The 15,062-nt window shown below is 69.2% G+C and carries 14 protein-coding genes; 11 read left to right on the top strand and 3 right to left on the bottom strand.

Annotation, left to right across the window (positions count from 1 at the left end; translation table 11 throughout):
• Positions 1 to 6: 6 nt before the first annotated feature.
• A complete protein-coding gene (locus tag GXW71_RS11595; protein ID WP_211852666.1) occupies positions 7 to 978 on the bottom strand; it encodes a Bug family tripartite tricarboxylate transporter substrate binding protein in 972 nt (323 codons plus the stop codon).
• Between the two features lie 198 nt (positions 979 to 1,176).
• Here GXW71_RS11595 and GXW71_RS11590 point away from each other — a divergent pair, with 198 nt between their 5' ends.
• Genes GXW71_RS11590 through GXW71_RS11580 form a run of 3 tightly spaced genes read left to right on the top strand, consistent with a single transcriptional unit; the run spans position 1,177 to position 3,229 of the window.
• The gene (locus GXW71_RS11590; protein WP_211852665.1) at positions 1,177 to 1,509 is read left to right on the top strand and encodes a carboxymuconolactone decarboxylase family protein; all 333 of its coding nucleotides are present in this window, start codon (positions 1,177 to 1,179) and stop codon (positions 1,507 to 1,509) included.
• Between the two features lie 5 nt (positions 1,510 to 1,514).
• Positions 1,515 to 2,444: an NAD(P)-dependent oxidoreductase gene (locus tag GXW71_RS11585; RefSeq protein ID WP_246526499.1), complete on the top strand. Its 930-nt coding sequence runs from the start codon at positions 1,515 to 1,517 to the stop codon at positions 2,442 to 2,444.
• Complete coding sequence (locus GXW71_RS11580; protein WP_211852663.1) at positions 2,441 to 3,229, top strand: N-acyl homoserine lactonase family protein; 789 nt, start codon at positions 2,441 to 2,443, stop codon at positions 3,227 to 3,229. Before GXW71_RS11585 ends, GXW71_RS11580 begins: the two co-directional genes overlap by 4 nt.
• 150 nt (positions 3,230 to 3,379) lie before the next feature.
• On the opposite strand, the gene GXW71_RS11575 is transcribed toward GXW71_RS11580, so the two are convergent.
• Complete coding sequence (locus GXW71_RS11575; protein WP_246526491.1) at positions 3,380 to 4,309, bottom strand: NAD(P)-dependent oxidoreductase; 930 nt, start codon at positions 4,307 to 4,309, stop codon at positions 3,380 to 3,382.
• A gap of 158 nt (positions 4,310 to 4,467) precedes the next feature.
• Here GXW71_RS11575 and GXW71_RS11570 point away from each other — a divergent pair, with 158 nt between their 5' ends.
• From GXW71_RS11570 to GXW71_RS11540, 7 genes are all read left to right on the top strand, one after another.
• Positions 4,468 to 5,175 (top strand): GntR family transcriptional regulator, encoded by a 708-nt coding sequence (locus tag GXW71_RS11570; protein ID WP_211852662.1) that lies wholly within the window; start codon positions 4,468 to 4,470, stop codon positions 5,173 to 5,175.
• Between the two features lie 252 nt (positions 5,176 to 5,427).
• Complete coding sequence (locus GXW71_RS11565; RefSeq protein WP_211852661.1) at positions 5,428 to 6,378, top strand: branched-chain amino acid ABC transporter permease; 951 nt, start codon at positions 5,428 to 5,430, stop codon at positions 6,376 to 6,378.
• Positions 6,379 to 6,380: 2 nt separating this feature from the next.
• Positions 6,381 to 8,159, top strand: a complete 1,779-nt coding sequence (locus GXW71_RS11560) for a branched-chain amino acid ABC transporter ATP-binding protein/permease (RefSeq protein WP_367617288.1) — start codon at positions 6,381 to 6,383, stop codon at positions 8,157 to 8,159.
• On the top strand, positions 8,146 to 8,853 hold the full coding sequence (locus tag GXW71_RS11555) for an ABC transporter ATP-binding protein (RefSeq protein WP_211852660.1): 708 nt from the start codon (positions 8,146 to 8,148) through the stop codon (positions 8,851 to 8,853). Before GXW71_RS11560 ends, GXW71_RS11555 begins: the two co-directional genes overlap by 14 nt.
• Before the next feature lie 63 nt (positions 8,854 to 8,916).
• A complete protein-coding gene (locus GXW71_RS11550) occupies positions 8,917 to 10,152 on the top strand; it encodes an ABC transporter substrate-binding protein (RefSeq protein WP_211852659.1) in 1,236 nt (411 codons plus the stop codon).
• Between the two features lie 133 nt (positions 10,153 to 10,285).
• Positions 10,286 to 12,220: an acetate--CoA ligase gene (gene acs, locus GXW71_RS11545; RefSeq protein WP_211852658.1), complete on the top strand. Its 1,935-nt coding sequence runs from the start codon at positions 10,286 to 10,288 to the stop codon at positions 12,218 to 12,220.
• Positions 12,221 to 12,291: 71 nt separating this feature from the next.
• Positions 12,292 to 13,458 (top strand): MFS transporter, encoded by a 1,167-nt coding sequence (locus tag GXW71_RS11540; RefSeq protein WP_211852657.1) that lies wholly within the window; start codon positions 12,292 to 12,294, stop codon positions 13,456 to 13,458.
• Between the two features lie 423 nt (positions 13,459 to 13,881).
• Here the strand turns inward: GXW71_RS11540 and GXW71_RS11535 are convergent, their stop codons facing one another.
• Positions 13,882 to 14,058, bottom strand: a complete 177-nt coding sequence (locus tag GXW71_RS11535; RefSeq protein ID WP_211852656.1) for a succinate dehydrogenase assembly factor 4 — start codon at positions 14,056 to 14,058, stop codon at positions 13,882 to 13,884.
• An 85-nt stretch (positions 14,059 to 14,143) separates the two neighbouring features.
• On the opposite strand from GXW71_RS11535, the gene htpX reads away from it, so the two are divergent.
• Entirely contained in the window at positions 14,144 to 15,058 is a 915-nt protein-coding gene (htpX, locus tag GXW71_RS11530) for a zinc metalloprotease HtpX (RefSeq protein WP_211852655.1), read from the top strand.
• Positions 15,059 to 15,062 lie beyond the last annotated feature (4 nt).

The following is a 15,062-nucleotide window of genomic DNA, read 5'->3' as shown; positions in this document are numbered from 1 at the left end:
GGCGGGTTACTGCACCGCCATGCCGGACCTGCGGACCACCTCGATCCACCGATCGACATCGGCCGCGATGCGCCGGCGCAGCACTTCGGGGCCGCGCTCCTCGGGTGGCGGCGCCTGGGTCGCCAGATCGGCGAAGCGCGTCGTGACCGCGGGATCCGCCAGCGCGACGTCGATCGACCGCACCAGGCGCTCGACGACGGCAGGCGGCATGCCCTTCGGTCCGGCGATGGCATTCCAGATCACCATGTCGAAGCCGGGCACACCCGCCTCGGCGAAGGTCGGTACGTCCGGCAACTGCTGCAGGCGCCGGCTGCCGGTGACCGCCAGTGCCACCGCGGTGCGGCCGAGATGCGCCGGGATCATGGTGACGGTCTGGTCGATCACGGCATCCACGGTGCCGGCCGCCAGATCGCTCATCGCCGGCCCGGCGCCGCGATAGGGGACCAGCGTGGCCCGGAGCCCGGTCAGCGAGAGCAGATAGGCCGGCGCGAGATGGCCGGTGGTGCCGGTGCCCGGCGTGCCGAAGGTGACGCCCTCGCCCTGTTCCCGGATGCGAACCAGCAGCGTCGTCAGGTCGCGCACGCCGGAGCGCGGGCTGGCGGCGATGACCATCGGCACGTTACCCACGATGCCGATCGGCGTCAGGTCCTGCCGCGGATCGAAGCCGAGTTCCCGGGTCACCGCGACATTGGCCGCCAGCGAGCCGAGATTGCCGAAGCCGATGACATGCCCGTCCGGATCGGAGCGCACGAGGCGCTGCATACCGACGATGCTGCCGGCGCCGCTGACATTCTCCACCACCACGTTGCGGCCGAGATCGGCGCTCATGCCGCGGGCCATGAGCCGCCCGAGCGCATCGAGGGTCCCGCCGGGCGCCGAGGGCACGATCATGATGACGGTCCGCGCCGGATAGGCCTGCGCCATGGCGCCGCCACTCCAGAGTGCCAGGAGACAGAGGAGCCAGTGCCCTGCCCGCATGGAACGATCCTCCCGTTCTTCTGGCGCGATGCTGGGCCGCCTGTTCGGTAATGGCAATAGCGTGTCTGACAATCCGACGATACTGGACGGGCTGAAGCCCCGGTCCTAGGCTGCCGCCCAGGAAACGTCCGGCGCCTGCGGGAGAAGACCGCATCGCCCGGGAAGACCGGCGCCCAGCGCCATCCGGAGGAAGCCGCCATGAGCAAACCGATCCCGCAATCCGCGCAACGCGACCGCGTGCGCAAGACCGTGCCCGCGCTCGTCGCCTATACCGAAGGCGTGGTCTACAGCGACCTGTGGGAGCGCACGGATCTGTCGAAGCGTGACCGCAGCCTGGTCACCGTCGCGGCCCTGGTCGCGACCTATCGGCCGGAGCAACTCCGGACGCATATCGGTCGCGCGCTCGACAATGGCGTGACGCAGGAGGAGATCGCCGGGCTGATCACCCATCTCGCCTTCTATGCCGGCTGGCCGGCGGCGATGTCGGGCGCCCAGGCGCTGACCGAGGTGCTCGAGCAGCGGGGCGCGTGATCGCCATGCAGGTCGGCTTCATCGGCCTCGGCACCATGGGTGCCAGCATGGCCGCCAATCTCGCGAAATCCCAGGTCGCGCTGCTGGTGCACGACATCCGCCGTGAGGCAGCCGCCCCGGTGGAAGCGGTCGGCGCGCGCTGGGCCGAGACGCTGCGCGCGCTCGGCGAAGCCTCGGAGGTGGTCTTCACCTCGCTTCCCGGACCCAAGGAGGTGGAGGCGGTGGCGGCCGAGCTGCTGCAGGGCATGAAGCCCGACAGCATCATCGTCGACATCTCCACCAACGCCGTCTCGGCTGTCAGGGCGCTGCATGCGGCGGCCGCGGTCAAGGGCGTGCATGTACTGGACGCGCCGATCAGCGGCGGGCCGCGCGGCGCGGTGACCAAGAAGCTCGCTTTCTTCGTGGGCGGCGACAAGGCGGTCTTCGACCGGGTGCGGCCGCTGCTGGATGCGATGGGCGACCGCGCCATGCTGGTCGGCGATATCGGCGCCGGCAGCATCGCCAAGCTGGCGCACAACCTCTCCGGCTATGCGCTGAACGCCGTCATGGCGGAGGTCTTCGCCATGGGCGCCAAGGCGGGGCTGGAGCCGCTGGCGCTCTTCGCCGCGATCCGCCAGGGCGTGCACGGCCGGCGCCGCACCTATGACGGCGTGATCGAGCAGTTCCTGCCGAACAGCTACGACACGCCCGCCTTTCAGCTCCGGCTCGCGCACAAGGACGTGTCGCTCGCCTGCGCACTCGGGCGGGAGGTCGGCGTGCCCATGCGCCTCGCCGCGCTGACGCTCGAGGAGATGACGGAGGCGCTGAACCGCGGCTGGGGCCAACGCGATTCGCGGAGCGCGATGCTGCTGGAGCTGGAGCGGTCGGGTGTGGAGATCCAGGTCGACCGTGCTGCCCTGCAGGCGGTGATCGAAGCCGATGGGGCGGAAGCATGAGCTACGAGATCTACGCCATCCGCTATGCCCAGCGCGCGGCGCGGCGGAGCGACCATTTCATCGGCGGCGACCCGCATGACGGGCCGATGCCGATGGACTACTTCGCCTGGGTGGTGAAGAACGACGACCGCGCGATCGTGGTCGATACCGGCTTCACCGCTGATGTCGCGAAGAAGCGCGGCCGCGATCATCTGCGCTGCCCGATCGAGAGTCTGGCGCTGCTCGGCATCGATCCTGCTTCGGTCGCGGACGTGGTGCTGACGCATCTGCACTACGACCACGTCGGCAATTTCGACCGCTTCCCCAAGGCCAACTTCCACCTGCGGGAGGCGGAGCTGCACTACGCCTGCGGCCACTACATGCGCCACAAGCAGCTACGGCATTCCTTCGAGGTGGAGGATGTCACCGGCATCATCCGCATGAATTATGCCGAACGCGTCGTCTTCCACGAAGGTGTGGTCGAGCCCTGGCCGGGCATCAAGCTGCACCCGACCGGCGGGCATTCGGCCGGGCTGCAATTCGTCTCGGTCGCGACGGCGCGCGGCACCGTGGTGCTCGCCTCCGACGTCACGCATTTCTACGAGAACATGGAGAGCGGCCGGCCCTTCACCACCGCCTTCCATATCGGCGAGATGCTGGAAGGCTTCGACAGGCTACGCGCCGCCGCGACCTCGCCGGACCACATCATCCCCGGCCACGACCCCCTGGTGATGCAGCGCTACCCGGCCGCGAGCCCGGCCCTGGAAGGCATCGTCGCGCGCCTGGACGTGCCGCCGCGCCTGTGAGCGAAAGGGGTGCCGTCCCGCACCCCTTCCGACCAGTTGGCACGGGTGGGCGCCTGGCGAGGGATTTTTCGTCCCTGGTGTGGCGGGCGACGCAGCCGATGCTGGTTGCATCGGCGAGGAGACCGGCGCGCCAGGGGCGGAAAAGACCCGTCAGGCGACGCGGTTGCCGCCGCCGAGCGTCTCGCCCGCCAAGCGCTCGGAGAGTTGGGCCATCGCTGTGTGATCCTGCCCGGGCCCGAGCAGTGCCACCGCGCTCGCCCACATCTCCCGGCAGAGTGCCGCGAAGGGCGCCGGCGTCGCGGTGTCGCGCGCGACCTCCATCGCCACCGAGCAGTCCTTGGCCATCAGCTCCAGCCCGAAGCCGGCATCGAAGCGGCGGGACAGCACGAACTGCTTGAACTTCCGCTGCGTGCTGCTGTTCATGCCGGTCGAGGCGTTCAGCACATCCACCATCAGGGCCGGATCCAGGCCGAAGCGCTGGCCGATCAACAGCGCTTCGATCCCGATCAGGAAGCCGGCCGCGCCCATCAGGTTGTTCAGTGCCTTCATCGCCTGCCCGGCGCCGACGCCGCCGACATGGGTCAGGCTGGTGCCCATGGCGCGCAGCACCGGCTCGGCGCGCGCCACCGCCGCGGCCTCGCCGCCCAGCATGATCGCCAGTTCTCCGGTCTTGGCCTTCGGCACGCCACCGGAGACCGGGGCATCGATCACCGCGACCCCGCGGCCGGCCAGGCTCTCGGCGATGCCGCGTGTCGCAGTCGGCGAGCCGGAGCTCATCTCGATCAGCAGCGTGCCGGAGGCGAGCGCATCGCCCATTGCCGTCACTGCTTCCGCGACATGCTTCGAGGTCGGCAGGATGGTGATAACGGCATTGGCGCCGCGGACCGCGGCCGCGGCGTCCGCGGCGGCTTCGCCGCCGACCTCGCCGGCGAAACGGCCGGCGCGGTCGGGCACCGCGTCGCAGGCCACCACCTCGAAGCCCGCGCCGACCAGCCGGGCTGCCATGGGCCAGCCCATATTGCCGATGCCGATGAAGGCGATGCGGCTGAGCATGCCGGGCTCCGAGGTTTTCGTGGACATGCGGCGTCTCCCCTTGGTAGAGCAGCCTAGGTGCCTGTAGAATTGTCTGTCAATCCTGGGCCCGTGAGAGGCCGCCAGCCGTGCTGGACGCTGCGTTTCCGGGACGTCAGATTGCGTGACATGGCGGGAAGCTTCGCCGCCGGGAATACGGGGATAGGATGCCGGACGATCTTTCGCTGCGGGTCACGCCGCAACCGGTGCGGCGCCAGGTCGAGGAGCGCCTGCGTGATGCCATCATCACCAGCCGTTTCGCACCCGGCGAGCACCTGTCGGACCGGATGCTCTGCGATCTCTTCGGCGTCAGCCGCGGCGTCATCCGCGAAGCGGTGCGGTTGCTGGAGGCCGAGGGGCTGATCCATGTGGTGCCCAATCGCGGCCCCTTCGTCGCTTATCTCTCCGCCGCCGAGGCGACCCAGGTCTACGAGGTGCGCGCCGTGCTGGAGGCGCTGGCGGGGCAGGGCTTCGCCGAGCGCGCCTCGGCCGAGGAAATCGCCGAGCTGCGCGCAGTCTATGAGGAGCTGGCGGCGACCAGGCCCGGCAGCGACCGGCTGGTGCTGCTGGGGCTGAAGCGCCGCTTCTACGACGTGATGCTGCGCGGCTGCCGCAACGCCTATGTGGCGCGCATGCTGGACCAGTTGCTGAACCGCAATTCGCAGCTCCGGGCCACCACGCTCTCGGACCCGACGCGTCTGCCGCAGACCATCATCGAGATCCGGCGCATCGTGGAAGCGGTGGAGCGCCGTGACCGCGACGGCGCCTGGGAGGCCTGCCGGGACCATGTGATGCAGGCGGCCCGCGTGGCGCTCCGCATCCTCAACGAGCAGGCGGCGATGGCGAGCCGCGCGGCCGAGACCGCAGCCGACTGACGCTTCGGCACCTAGTGGGCTCCGCCGGACGGCCCTCCTCATCCGCAATGACGTGTAGGACAATCTGAAGATCATTGACAGATCGGCGTGACCGCTGCGACCTTGCCGCCAGCCCGGCGACAAGGGCGTGAGGAGACGTCATGTCCGACCACTACCAGCCATCCCTGGCGGCTGCGTGATACCGATACCACCCACGGCGCTGCCGCGGCCAAGGGCTGATGCGTCCGACCCTGAACGAGGCGGGGCCGGGCGATGATGCTGCAGCTCGAAGGCATCCTGCAGGCGCTGAACGCCGGCCTGCTGCTGGGTGCGCATTACGGGCTGATGTGCGTCGGGCTGAGCCTGATCTTCGGCATCATGCGCGTGATCAACTTCGCCCATGGCGACTTCATGATGCTCGGCATGTATGTCGCCTTCCATCTCTTCACCCTGCTCGGGCTGCAGATGGTCTTCGGGTCCGCGGCCGGGCCCTTCATCGCCGCGCTGCTGGCAGGTCCCGTGCTGTTCCTGTTCGGCTACATCGCGCAGCGCTTCCTGATCTCGCGCGTCACCGGCACGCGGATCGGTTCGCTGGAAGGCGAGGGGCACTACGCGCAGCTCATCCTGACGCTCGGCCTGTCGCTGATCCTGCAGAGCGGCGGGCAGATCCTGTTCGGCAGCGTGCCCGTCTCGATCCCGAGCGACATCTCCTCCACTGCCTGGGAGCTGGAGCTCGCGGGTGGCGATGTCGTCGTCTTCGTCAACCAGGCCCGCGCGGTCGGCGCGCTGATCGCCGTCGCAGTCGTGGCCCTCCTGGTGCTGTTCATCGGGCGGTCGCGGCTTGGCAAATCCATGCGCGCGGCGGCCGACAATGTGCAGGCGGCGCTCTACATGGGCCTCGACGTCGATCGTGCGCACCGCATCACCTTCGGGCTCGGCATCGGCGTCACCGCCATCGCCGGCGGGCTGCTGGCGTCGAGCTATCCCTTCACCCCCTATGTCGGGCTGGAATACGTGATCATCATGTATGCCGGCGTGGTGCTGGGCGGGCTCGGCTCGACCCTCGGCGCCTTCTGGGGCGGGCTGCTGATCGGCGTCATCCAGCAAGGATCGGCGCTGTTGCTGCCGACGCAGTTGCAGAACACGGCGATCTTCGTGGTCTTCCTGCTGGTCGTCTTCCTGCGCCCGCAAGGGCTGCTCGGCCGCTCGGCGGAGCGGACCTAGACGTGTTCCGCACCCTCAGCCCGGCACGCATGCTGCTGCCGATCCTTCTCTTCTGCGCGGGTTATGCCGTGCTCAGCCTCTTCGTCACCAACAGCTACCATCAGCTTACGCTGGTGCTGGTGCCGATCTGGGCCATCTTCGGCCTCTCCTGGAACCTGCTCAGCGGCATGACCGGGCTGATCTCCTTCGGCCATGCTGCCTTCTTCGGCCTCGGCGCCTATACGGTCGCGCTGTGCTTCGTGCAGTACGGGCTGACGCCCTGGCTCGGCATCCCGCTCGCGGGTCTGGTCGGCGGCATCTCAGGCCTCCTGATCGGCCTGCCGACCTTCCGGCTGCGCGGGCACTACTTCGCGCTCGCCATGCTCGCCTATCCGCTGGCGCTCCTGAACATCTTCCTCTGGCTCGGCCACCAGGAAGTCTCCCTGCCGCTGATCCGGGAGCGCGGCTGGGCCTTCCTGCAATTCACGGACTACCGGATCTACATCTATCTCGCCCTCGGGCTGCTCTTCGCCGCCATGGTGGCGATGCGGCTGATGGAACGCTCGCGCTACGGCATGGCGCTGACCGCGATCAAGCAGAACGAAGCGGCGGCGGAAGCGGTCGGCATCGACACCAGGCGGCTGAAGCTCGTGACCATCGCGCTCAGCGGCGCTCTGGCGGGCGCGATCGGCGGCTTCCACGCGGTCATCCTGCTGGTGGTCACGCCGGAGGCGGTCTTCGGCATGCTGATCTCCGCCCAGGCGCTGACGGTCGCGATGTTCGGCGGCGTCGGCACGGTCTGGGGGCCGGTGATCGGCGCGCTGGTGCTGATCCCGCTGGGCGAGACGCTGCACGCGCAGTTCGGCGCCGTCATTCCCGGTATCCAGGGCGTGGTCTTCGGCACCGCGATCATCGTGGTGATCCTGCTGGCGCCGGAAGGCATCTATTGGAAGATCGCCGATCTGCGCCGCCGCCGCGTGGCCGCCGCGCCCGCGGTCGAAGCCGCCCCGCCCGCGCCTGACTCGCTGCCGCCGGTTGCGCCGCGCCAAGCACCCGGGCCGGATGCGCCGGCGATCCTGCGGGTCGAAGGCCTGTCGCGCAGCTTCGGCGGCGTGCGCGCGGTGCAGGATGTCAGCTTCACCGTGCGGGCGGGCGAGATCCTCGGGCTGATCGGCCCGAACGGTGCCGGCAAGACGACGGCGTTCAACCTGCTCAACGGCTTCGTCCGGCCGGATGCCGGGCGCGTGCTGCTGGACGGCCGCGACGTCACCGGGCTGCAGCCCAACCGGCTCTGCCGGCTTGGCGTCGGCCGCACCTTCCAGGTGGTGCGGCCTTTCGCCCGCATGTCGGTCGCCGACAATGTCATGAGCGGCGCCGAGGTGCAGGCGCGCGACATCGGGGAAGCGCGCGCCCTGACCCGGGAAGCGATCACCCGCGTCGGCCTCGGCGCGCGCATCGACGATCGCGCCGGCACGCTGAGCAATTTCGACCTGCGCCTGATGGAGCTCGCCCGCGCGCTGGCCGGACGTCCGCGGCTGCTGCTGCTGGACGAGACCTTTGCGGGGCTCGGCGCACCGGAGGTGGAGCGGCTGCTGGAGGTGATCCGCCGCGTCGCCGCCGAGGGTGTGACGGTCGTCATCATCGAACACACGCTGCACGCCATGGTGCGCCTGGTCGACCGCTTCGTCGTGCTGGACCACGGCGCGGTCCTGGCCGAAGGCCTGCCGGCGGAGATCACCGGCAATCCCAAAGTCATCGAGGCCTATCTCGGAACCAAATGGGGCGCCCGTGCTCGAAATTGAGGATCTGCAGGCCGGCTATGGCGGATCGCCGGTGCTGAAGGGCGTCAGCCTCAGCGTCGGCGAAGGCGAGTTCATCTCCGTGGTTGGCCCCAACGGCGCGGGTAAGACGACGCTCTTCAAGGCGGTCTCCGGCACGGTGCGGCCGAGTGCCGGGCGTATCCGCTTCGGTGGCACCGACCTCGCCGAGGTTCCCGTGGCGAAGCGCCCGCATCTCGGCATCGCGCATGTGCCGGAAGGTCGCCAGCTCTTCCCGTCGCTCACGGTGATGGAGAATCTGGAGATGGGCGCCAGCACCGCGGCAGGGCAGCGCGACTGGGCGCGCAACCTGGCCCGGGTGCTGGACTGGTTCCCGATCCTCGCGGAGCGGCGCAACCAGTTGGCGGGCACGCTTTCCGGCGGGCAGCAGCAGATGGTGGCGGTCGCTCGCGGCCTGACCTCGGCGCCGAAGCTCCTGATGCTGGACGAGCCCTCGATGGGCCTGGCGCCGGCGATGGCGGAATTCATCTTCGCCCGGCTGGTCGAGATCCACCGCGAATCCCGCCTGACCATCCTGCTGGTCGAGCAGCGCGTGGCGGAGGCGCTGGAATTCGCCGATCGCGGCTATGTGCTGGAAGCCGGCCGCATCGTGCTGGAGGGCACCCATGCCGTGCTCAGCGCTGATGACCGCGTCCGCCAGGCCTATCTCGGCATGTAGGGCGGAGGGACGGGAGACTTGCGAGCGGCCCGGAACAACCGGGCCAGGAAAGGGAGAAGGGCGATGACCACGTTCAGGACCACCCGGCGGGAACTGATGGCCGGCGTCGCACTGGCGGCGACAGGCGGCGGCGCGGTGCGGGCGCAGCCCGCCGGTGCCGCGGTGAAGGTCGGGCTGCTGGTGCCGCTCTCCGGCATCTATTCGCGCTTCGGTCAGCTCATGCGCATGGGCGCCGAGCTCGCCGTGCGGCACATCAACGAACGCGGCGGCGTTCCGGCGCTCGGTGGCGCGCGGCTGGAGCTGATGGCCTTCGATTGCGGCGATTCGACCGAGAAGGCGAAGAATGCCGCGCAGCGCATGGTCGCTGACCATCCCGACCTGGTCGCCTGCTCCGGCGCCTATCTCTCCTCCTTCACCCTCTCAGCGACCGAGGTGACGGAGCGCGCCGAGCTGCCGATGCTGACGCTCAGCTATTCCGACCTGATCACCTCGCGCGGCTTCCGCCATGTCTTCCAGACCTCGGCCAGGGCCGGCGACCAGGCCAAGGAATCGCTGCCCATCATGCTGAACCTGGCGCAGCAGGCGACAGGGCGGCGGCCGCAGACGGTCGCGATCCTGACGGACAACACCGCCTCCTCCGTCTCCTTCGCGCAGGCAGTGCGGCAGGACGCATCAGGCCTCGGCCTGCGCATCGTGATGGACGAGACCTTCACCCCGCCGCTCTCCGATGCGACCCCGCTGATCCAGCGGGTGCGGCAGGCGCGGCCGGAGATGCTGGTCATGCCGATCACCGTCATCTCCGACGTCAAGCTGCTGATCGAGAAGATGAACGAGTTCGGCCTGGGCCGCGGCCGCGTGCCGACCATCGGCAGCGGCATCGCCATGGCGCAATCCGACCTCCTGCAGAACATCCGGCCGGCGCAGATGGAAGGCTTCATCACCGTGGTCGGCAATTGGGACGCGCGCGGCCAGGACGCGATCATCGAGGAGTTCAAGCAGGCGACCGGCGAGCCCTGGATGGGCCAGAACGGCATCGCGACCTATGGCGACATGTGGATCATGCGCGACGCGCTGCAGAAGGCTGGCCGCGCCGATCGCCGCGCGGTCTCCGAAGCGCTCCGCGGCATCGACATCACCGACGGCGCGGCGCTTTATTATCCCGGCCGGCGCATCAAGTTCGACGCCAACGGCCTTCGCGAGTCGGCGGGACCCATGGTGGTGCAGTGGCAGAACAATCGGCCGGTCACCGTCTACCCCGCGGATTCGGCGGTCGCCGAGATCTTCTGGCTGCGCCGCTGAGGCCGCCTTCCGGGAACAGGGTCAGCCCGGGGGGCGGCAGGGCGCCCCCCGGCCGCACTGTTGACGCCGCGCGACGCCACGCAGCACAACTAGGGCCGAGAAGGCCGGTGCCCCGGTTGGGAGGAATGCTGCTATGGCGGATGACACGCTGATCGCCGTGAAGCCCGAGATTGCCGTGAAGGCGCGCATCAATGCCGCCCGCCACGCGGCGATGACCCAGGCGGCCGCCACCGACCCGGACCGGTTCTGGGCGGAGGAGGCGAAGCGCATCGCCTGGATCAAGCCGCCGACCCGGATCAAGAACACGGATTTCAGCGGCACGGTCTCGATCAAGTGGTTCGAGGATGGGGTGCTGAACGCCTCCGTCTCCTGCCTTGACCGGCATCTCGCCACGCGCGGCGACCAGGTCGCGATCCTCTGGGAAGGCGATGATCCCGGGAGCGACCTCAAGGTCACCTACCGGGAGTTGCATGAGCGGGTCTGCAAGCTGTCCAATGCGCTGCGCAGGCTTGGCGTGAAGAAGGGCGACCGCGTCTGCATCTATATGCCGATGATCGTCGAAGCCGCCGTCGCGATGCTGGCCTGCGCGCGGGTCGGCGCGGTGCATTCGGTGGTGTTCGGCGGCTTCTCCCCGGACAGCCTCGCGTCCCGGATCCAGGATTCGGAGTGCATCGTGCTGATCACCGCCGATGAGGGCCGGCGTGGCGGGCGCAAGGTGCCGCTGAAGGCCAATGCGGATGAGGCGCTCAGGAGCTGTCCCTCCATCCGGCACGTGATCGTGGCCAGGAACACCGGCACGGCCGTCGCCATGCAGGATGGCCGCGACCATTGGTGGGATGCGATGACCGCCGGCGAACCCGCGACCGCGGAGCCGGAGCCGATGGGGGCGGAGGATCCGCTGTTCATCCTCTACACCTCGGGCTCCACGGGCAAGCCGAAGGGCGTGCTGCACACCACCGGCGGCTACATGGTCTGGGGGAGCTTCACCCACGACAATGTCTTCGACTACCGCGAGGGCGAGATCTACTGGTGCACCGCCGATGTCGGCTGGGTCACCGGGCACACCTATATCGTCTACGGCCCGCTCGCGAATGGCGCGACGACGCTGATGTTCGAAGGCGTGCCGAGCTGGCCCGACAATGGCCGCTTCTGGCAGGTGGTCGCCAAGCACAAGGTCAATATCTTCTACACCGCGCCGACCGCGATCCGCGCCCTGATGCGCGACGGCGACGGGCCGGTGAAGAAGCATGATCGCTCCTCGCTCCGCATCCTCGGGTCGGTGGGCGAGCCGATCAATCCGGAAGCCTGGCTCTGGTATTACCGCGTGGTCGGCGATGAGCGCTGCCCGGTGGTCGATACCTGGTGGCAGACCGAGACCGGCGGCATCCTGATCTCGCCGCTGCCGGGCGCCACCGCGCAGAAGCCGGGCTCCGCGACCCTGCCGCTGCCCGGCGTGAAGCCGGCGCTGGTCGACAATGACGGCAAGCTCCTGGACGGCACGGCCGAGGGCAACCTGGTGTTGCTTGATTCCTGGCCCGGCCAGATGCGCACCGTCTATGGCGACCATGAGCGCTTCGTGCAGACCTATTTCTCGACCTTCAAGGGCATGTATTTCACCGGCGACGGCGCCCGCCGCGACGCGGACGGCTACTACTGGATCACCGGCCGTGTCGACGACGTGATCAATGTCGCGGGCCACCGCATGGGCACGGCGGAGGTTGAAAGCGCGCTGGTGGCCCATGCCTCGGTCGCCGAGGCTGCGGTCGTCGGCATGCCGCACGACATCAAAGGCCAGGGCATCTACGCCTATGTCACCCTGGTCGCCGGCGTGGAGCCGACCGAGGCGCTGCGGAAGGAGCTGGTCGCCTGGGTGCGGAAGGAGATCGGGCCGATCGCTTCCCCCGATGCCATTCAATGGGCGCCAGGGCTGCCGAAGACCCGGTCCGGCAAGATCATGCGCCGCATCCTGCGCAAGATCGCGGCGAACGAGACCTCCGGCCTCGGCGACACCTCGACGCTCGCGGATCCGGCGGTGGTGCAGGAACTGATCGACAACCGCGTCAAGTAGCGGGTTCATCAGGGCGGCTCGGTCGGAGAGGCGATGGACGCGGCGCATGTTGCGTCGCACCATGGCTGCCGATGTCAGCCGCCGCACCATCCGTTCTCCGCCTCACCGTCGTCTTCGGTGCCGCATCCTTCGCGGGGGCCTTCGCGCTCCGCGCGCTCGATCCCGCCGCGGCGGAGCTCGGGATCGAATTCGGGGCGCCGCCGGAGCGGATCGCGCTGCTGGCGACCGCCTTTTCGCTGCCCTACGCGCTGATCCAGCCGATCCTCGGGCCGATCGCGGATGCGACCGGCAAGCGGCGGATGGTGACGGTCGCGCTGCTGGTCCTCGCGGTCATGCTGAGCCTCGGTGCCTTCGCGCCGGGCTTCGGCTGGCTCATGGCGGCGCGCGTGCTGGCCGGCATGGCGGCGGGCGGGGTGCTGCCGGTGACGCTTGCGATCATGGGCGATGCGGTGCCGATGGCGCAGCGCCAGGTCGCGATCAGCCGGCTGCTGGTCTTCGCCATCAGCGGGCAGATCGCCGGCGGCGCGCTGGCCGGCTTCCTGACCGATCTGATGGGCTGGCGCGGTGTGATCCTGCTCTGCGCCGCGATATCGCTGGCCGCCGGCCTTTTCGTCCTGGGCGAGCTCCGCCGCGGCATGGCCGAGCCGCGCGGACGCTTCGACCCGGTGGTGGCCCTGCGGCGGTATCGCGGCATCATCGGCAATCCGACGGCGCGTTTCCTCTTCGCGACCGTCGCGATCGAAGGCGCGCTGATCTACGGCATCTTCCCCTACATCGCGCCGATCCTACGCGACCGGGGCCTTGGTGGCGTGGCGGAGGCCGGCTTCGCGATCGGCGCCTTCGGTATCGGCGGCATAGTCTTCGCGCTCGTCGCGCCGGGCCTGCTGCGCTCGATCGGGCAGGGGCGGATGGTGATGCTGGGTGGCGGGATCAGCGCCGCCGGGCTCGCCGCGGTCGGGTTGGCGCCGGCGCTCGCGGTCGCGATCACCGGCATGCTGCTGCTCGGCACCGGCTTCTACATGATCCACAACAGCATCCAGACCCGGGTGACCGAGGTGGCGCCACAGTCCCGCGCCTCCGCGGTGTCGCTGCACGCCTTCAGCTTCTTCAGCGGGCAGAGCCTGGGGCCGGTGATCTATGGCGATGCAATGGCTTATCTCGGCCCGGCGCCGGCGCTGCTGCTGGCAGGCGCAGGGCTGATCGCCCTGAGCATCGTCATCGGGCGCCGTCCGGGCTGAGAGACCTGTTGGCAATGGCTGCGGGTCGGTCTGGCGGGTCTTTCCGCCCCTGGCGCGTCGGCTTCCTCGCCGATGCAACCAGCATCGGCTGCGTCAGCCAGCACACCAGGGACGAAAAATCCCTCGCCAGCCCTCCGCCGCCGCCATTGCCAACAGGTCTCTGAGCGTTCCGCTGGACCCGGTTCGGGCGCATTCTCGGCCCGCTGGAACGCACCGTGAATCGCGCACGGAATCGCGCGCCGGCAAAACTCACCGAATCAAACCCTTGGTCCGAGTCGCGCGAACGAATCGCTGACGCGCGACTCGGGGCGCGAATCGCGCGGCTACGCACAAGGGATGGTGGCAGGGCCGATAACACCGCCACAAGCGCGTTCTCGCTCCGATCCGCGCGGCCGCCCGAGTCGCACCCGAGTCGCGGCCGTCTCAGAAATCGCTCACGCGACCTTTCCGTTCCCAGTCGCCATAGCGGGTCGGCTCCGGCCCCTTCGGACCGTCCACTTCCTTGGGCATGGGCGGTGCCTTGGGTGTGGTGCCGGGCGCGGGGGCGGGCTCGGGCTTGCTGGCCGGTTCCGGCGCGGCGGGGGTCTTGGACTGTGTCATGACATCTTCCATCTCTCATCTTGCGGCGGGATCGCATCCCTGGCACCGCAGGACCAGCATTGCTGACCGCCGGGAGATAGGGATCATGGGAGGCTATTTCCGCACCGCCCTGCTGCTGGCGGCACTGACTGCGCTGTTCGTCGGCATCGGCTACCTGATCGGCGGCCGCAACGGCATGGTGATCGCCTTCCTGGTCGCCTGCGCGATGAATGTCTTCGCCTGGTGGAACAGCGACCGCGTGGTGCTCGGCATGCACAACGCCCAGCCGATCGGCCCCCAGGACGCGCCGCGCCTCTATGAGCTGACGGCCCAGCTCGTGCAGCGGGCGGGGCTGCCGATGCCGGCGCTCTATGTGATCCATGAGGACCAGCCCAACGCCTTCGCCACCGGCCGCAGCCCTGAACGTGCCGCGGTCGCGGTGAACACCGGCCTGCTCGAGGTGATGACGGAAGAGGAGGCGGCGGGCGTGATCGCGCATGAGCTCGCGCATATCAAGAACCGCGACACGCTGATCATGACGCTGACCGCGACCATCGCGGGCGCGATCGGCATGCTGGCGCAGTTCGGCTTCCTGTTCGGCGGCCGCGACGAGAATGGGCGCCAGAGCCCCTTCGGCCCGATCGGCATGATCCTGATGGTCGTGCTGGCGCCGATCGCGGCCATGCTGGTGCAGATGGCGATCAGCCGCTCCCGCGAATATGAGGCGGACCGGGTGGGCGCCGAGATCTGCGGCGACCCCCGCTGGCTCGCCAGCGCGCTGATGAAGCTGGAACACTACGCCCATGGCCGGGTGAACCAGGCTGCGGAAGCGAATCCTGCGACTGCGCACATGTTCATCATCAACCCGCTGTCGGGGCAGCGGATGGACAACCTCTTCTCCACCCACCCCGCCACCGCGAACCGGGTGGCGGCGCTGGAGGCGATGGCGGCGCGCATGCTGCCGGCCCGCACCGCCGCCCGGGGCGCGCCGCGCGGCAGCTTCACCAATCCCTGGGGCTGAGCCG

Source organism: Plastoroseomonas hellenica (genome assembly GCF_018129085.1).
Taxonomy (GTDB): Bacteria; Pseudomonadota; Alphaproteobacteria; order Acetobacterales; family Acetobacteraceae; genus Plastoroseomonas; species Plastoroseomonas hellenica.
The sequence above is the reverse complement of the archived record's forward strand: the minus strand, read 5'-3'. Positions and strand labels throughout refer to the sequence as shown.

Excerpts from the sequence above, each read along its gene's own strand:
- GXW71_RS11585 (WP_246526499.1), top strand. The coding sequence starts at position 1,515 with ATGCAGGTCGGCTTCATCGGCCTCGGCACCATGGGTGCCAGCATGGCC.
- GXW71_RS11595 (WP_211852666.1), bottom strand. The coding sequence starts at position 978 with ATGCGGGCAGGGCACTGGCTCCTCTGTCTCCTGGCACTCTGGAGTGGC.
- GXW71_RS11540 (WP_211852657.1), top strand. The coding sequence starts at position 12,292 with ATGTCAGCCGCCGCACCATCCGTTCTCCGCCTCACCGTCGTCTTCGGT.
- acs (WP_211852658.1), top strand. The coding sequence starts at position 10,286 with ATGGCGGATGACACGCTGATCGCCGTGAAGCCCGAGATTGCCGTGAAG.
- GXW71_RS11590 (WP_211852665.1), top strand. The coding sequence starts at position 1,177 with ATGAGCAAACCGATCCCGCAATCCGCGCAACGCGACCGCGTGCGCAAG.
- GXW71_RS11580 (WP_211852663.1), top strand. The coding sequence starts at position 2,441 with ATGAGCTACGAGATCTACGCCATCCGCTATGCCCAGCGCGCGGCGCGG.
- GXW71_RS11575 (WP_246526491.1), bottom strand. The coding sequence starts at position 4,309 with ATGTCCACGAAAACCTCGGAGCCCGGCATGCTCAGCCGCATCGCCTTC.
- GXW71_RS11565 (WP_211852661.1), top strand. The coding sequence starts at position 5,428 with ATGATGCTGCAGCTCGAAGGCATCCTGCAGGCGCTGAACGCCGGCCTG.
- GXW71_RS11570 (WP_211852662.1), top strand. The coding sequence starts at position 4,468 with ATGCCGGACGATCTTTCGCTGCGGGTCACGCCGCAACCGGTGCGGCGC.
- GXW71_RS11535 (WP_211852656.1), bottom strand. The coding sequence starts at position 14,058 with ATGACACAGTCCAAGACCCCCGCCGCGCCGGAACCGGCCAGCAAGCCC.
- htpX (WP_211852655.1), top strand. The coding sequence starts at position 14,144 with ATGGGAGGCTATTTCCGCACCGCCCTGCTGCTGGCGGCACTGACTGCG.
- GXW71_RS11550 (WP_211852659.1), top strand. The coding sequence starts at position 8,917 with ATGACCACGTTCAGGACCACCCGGCGGGAACTGATGGCCGGCGTCGCA.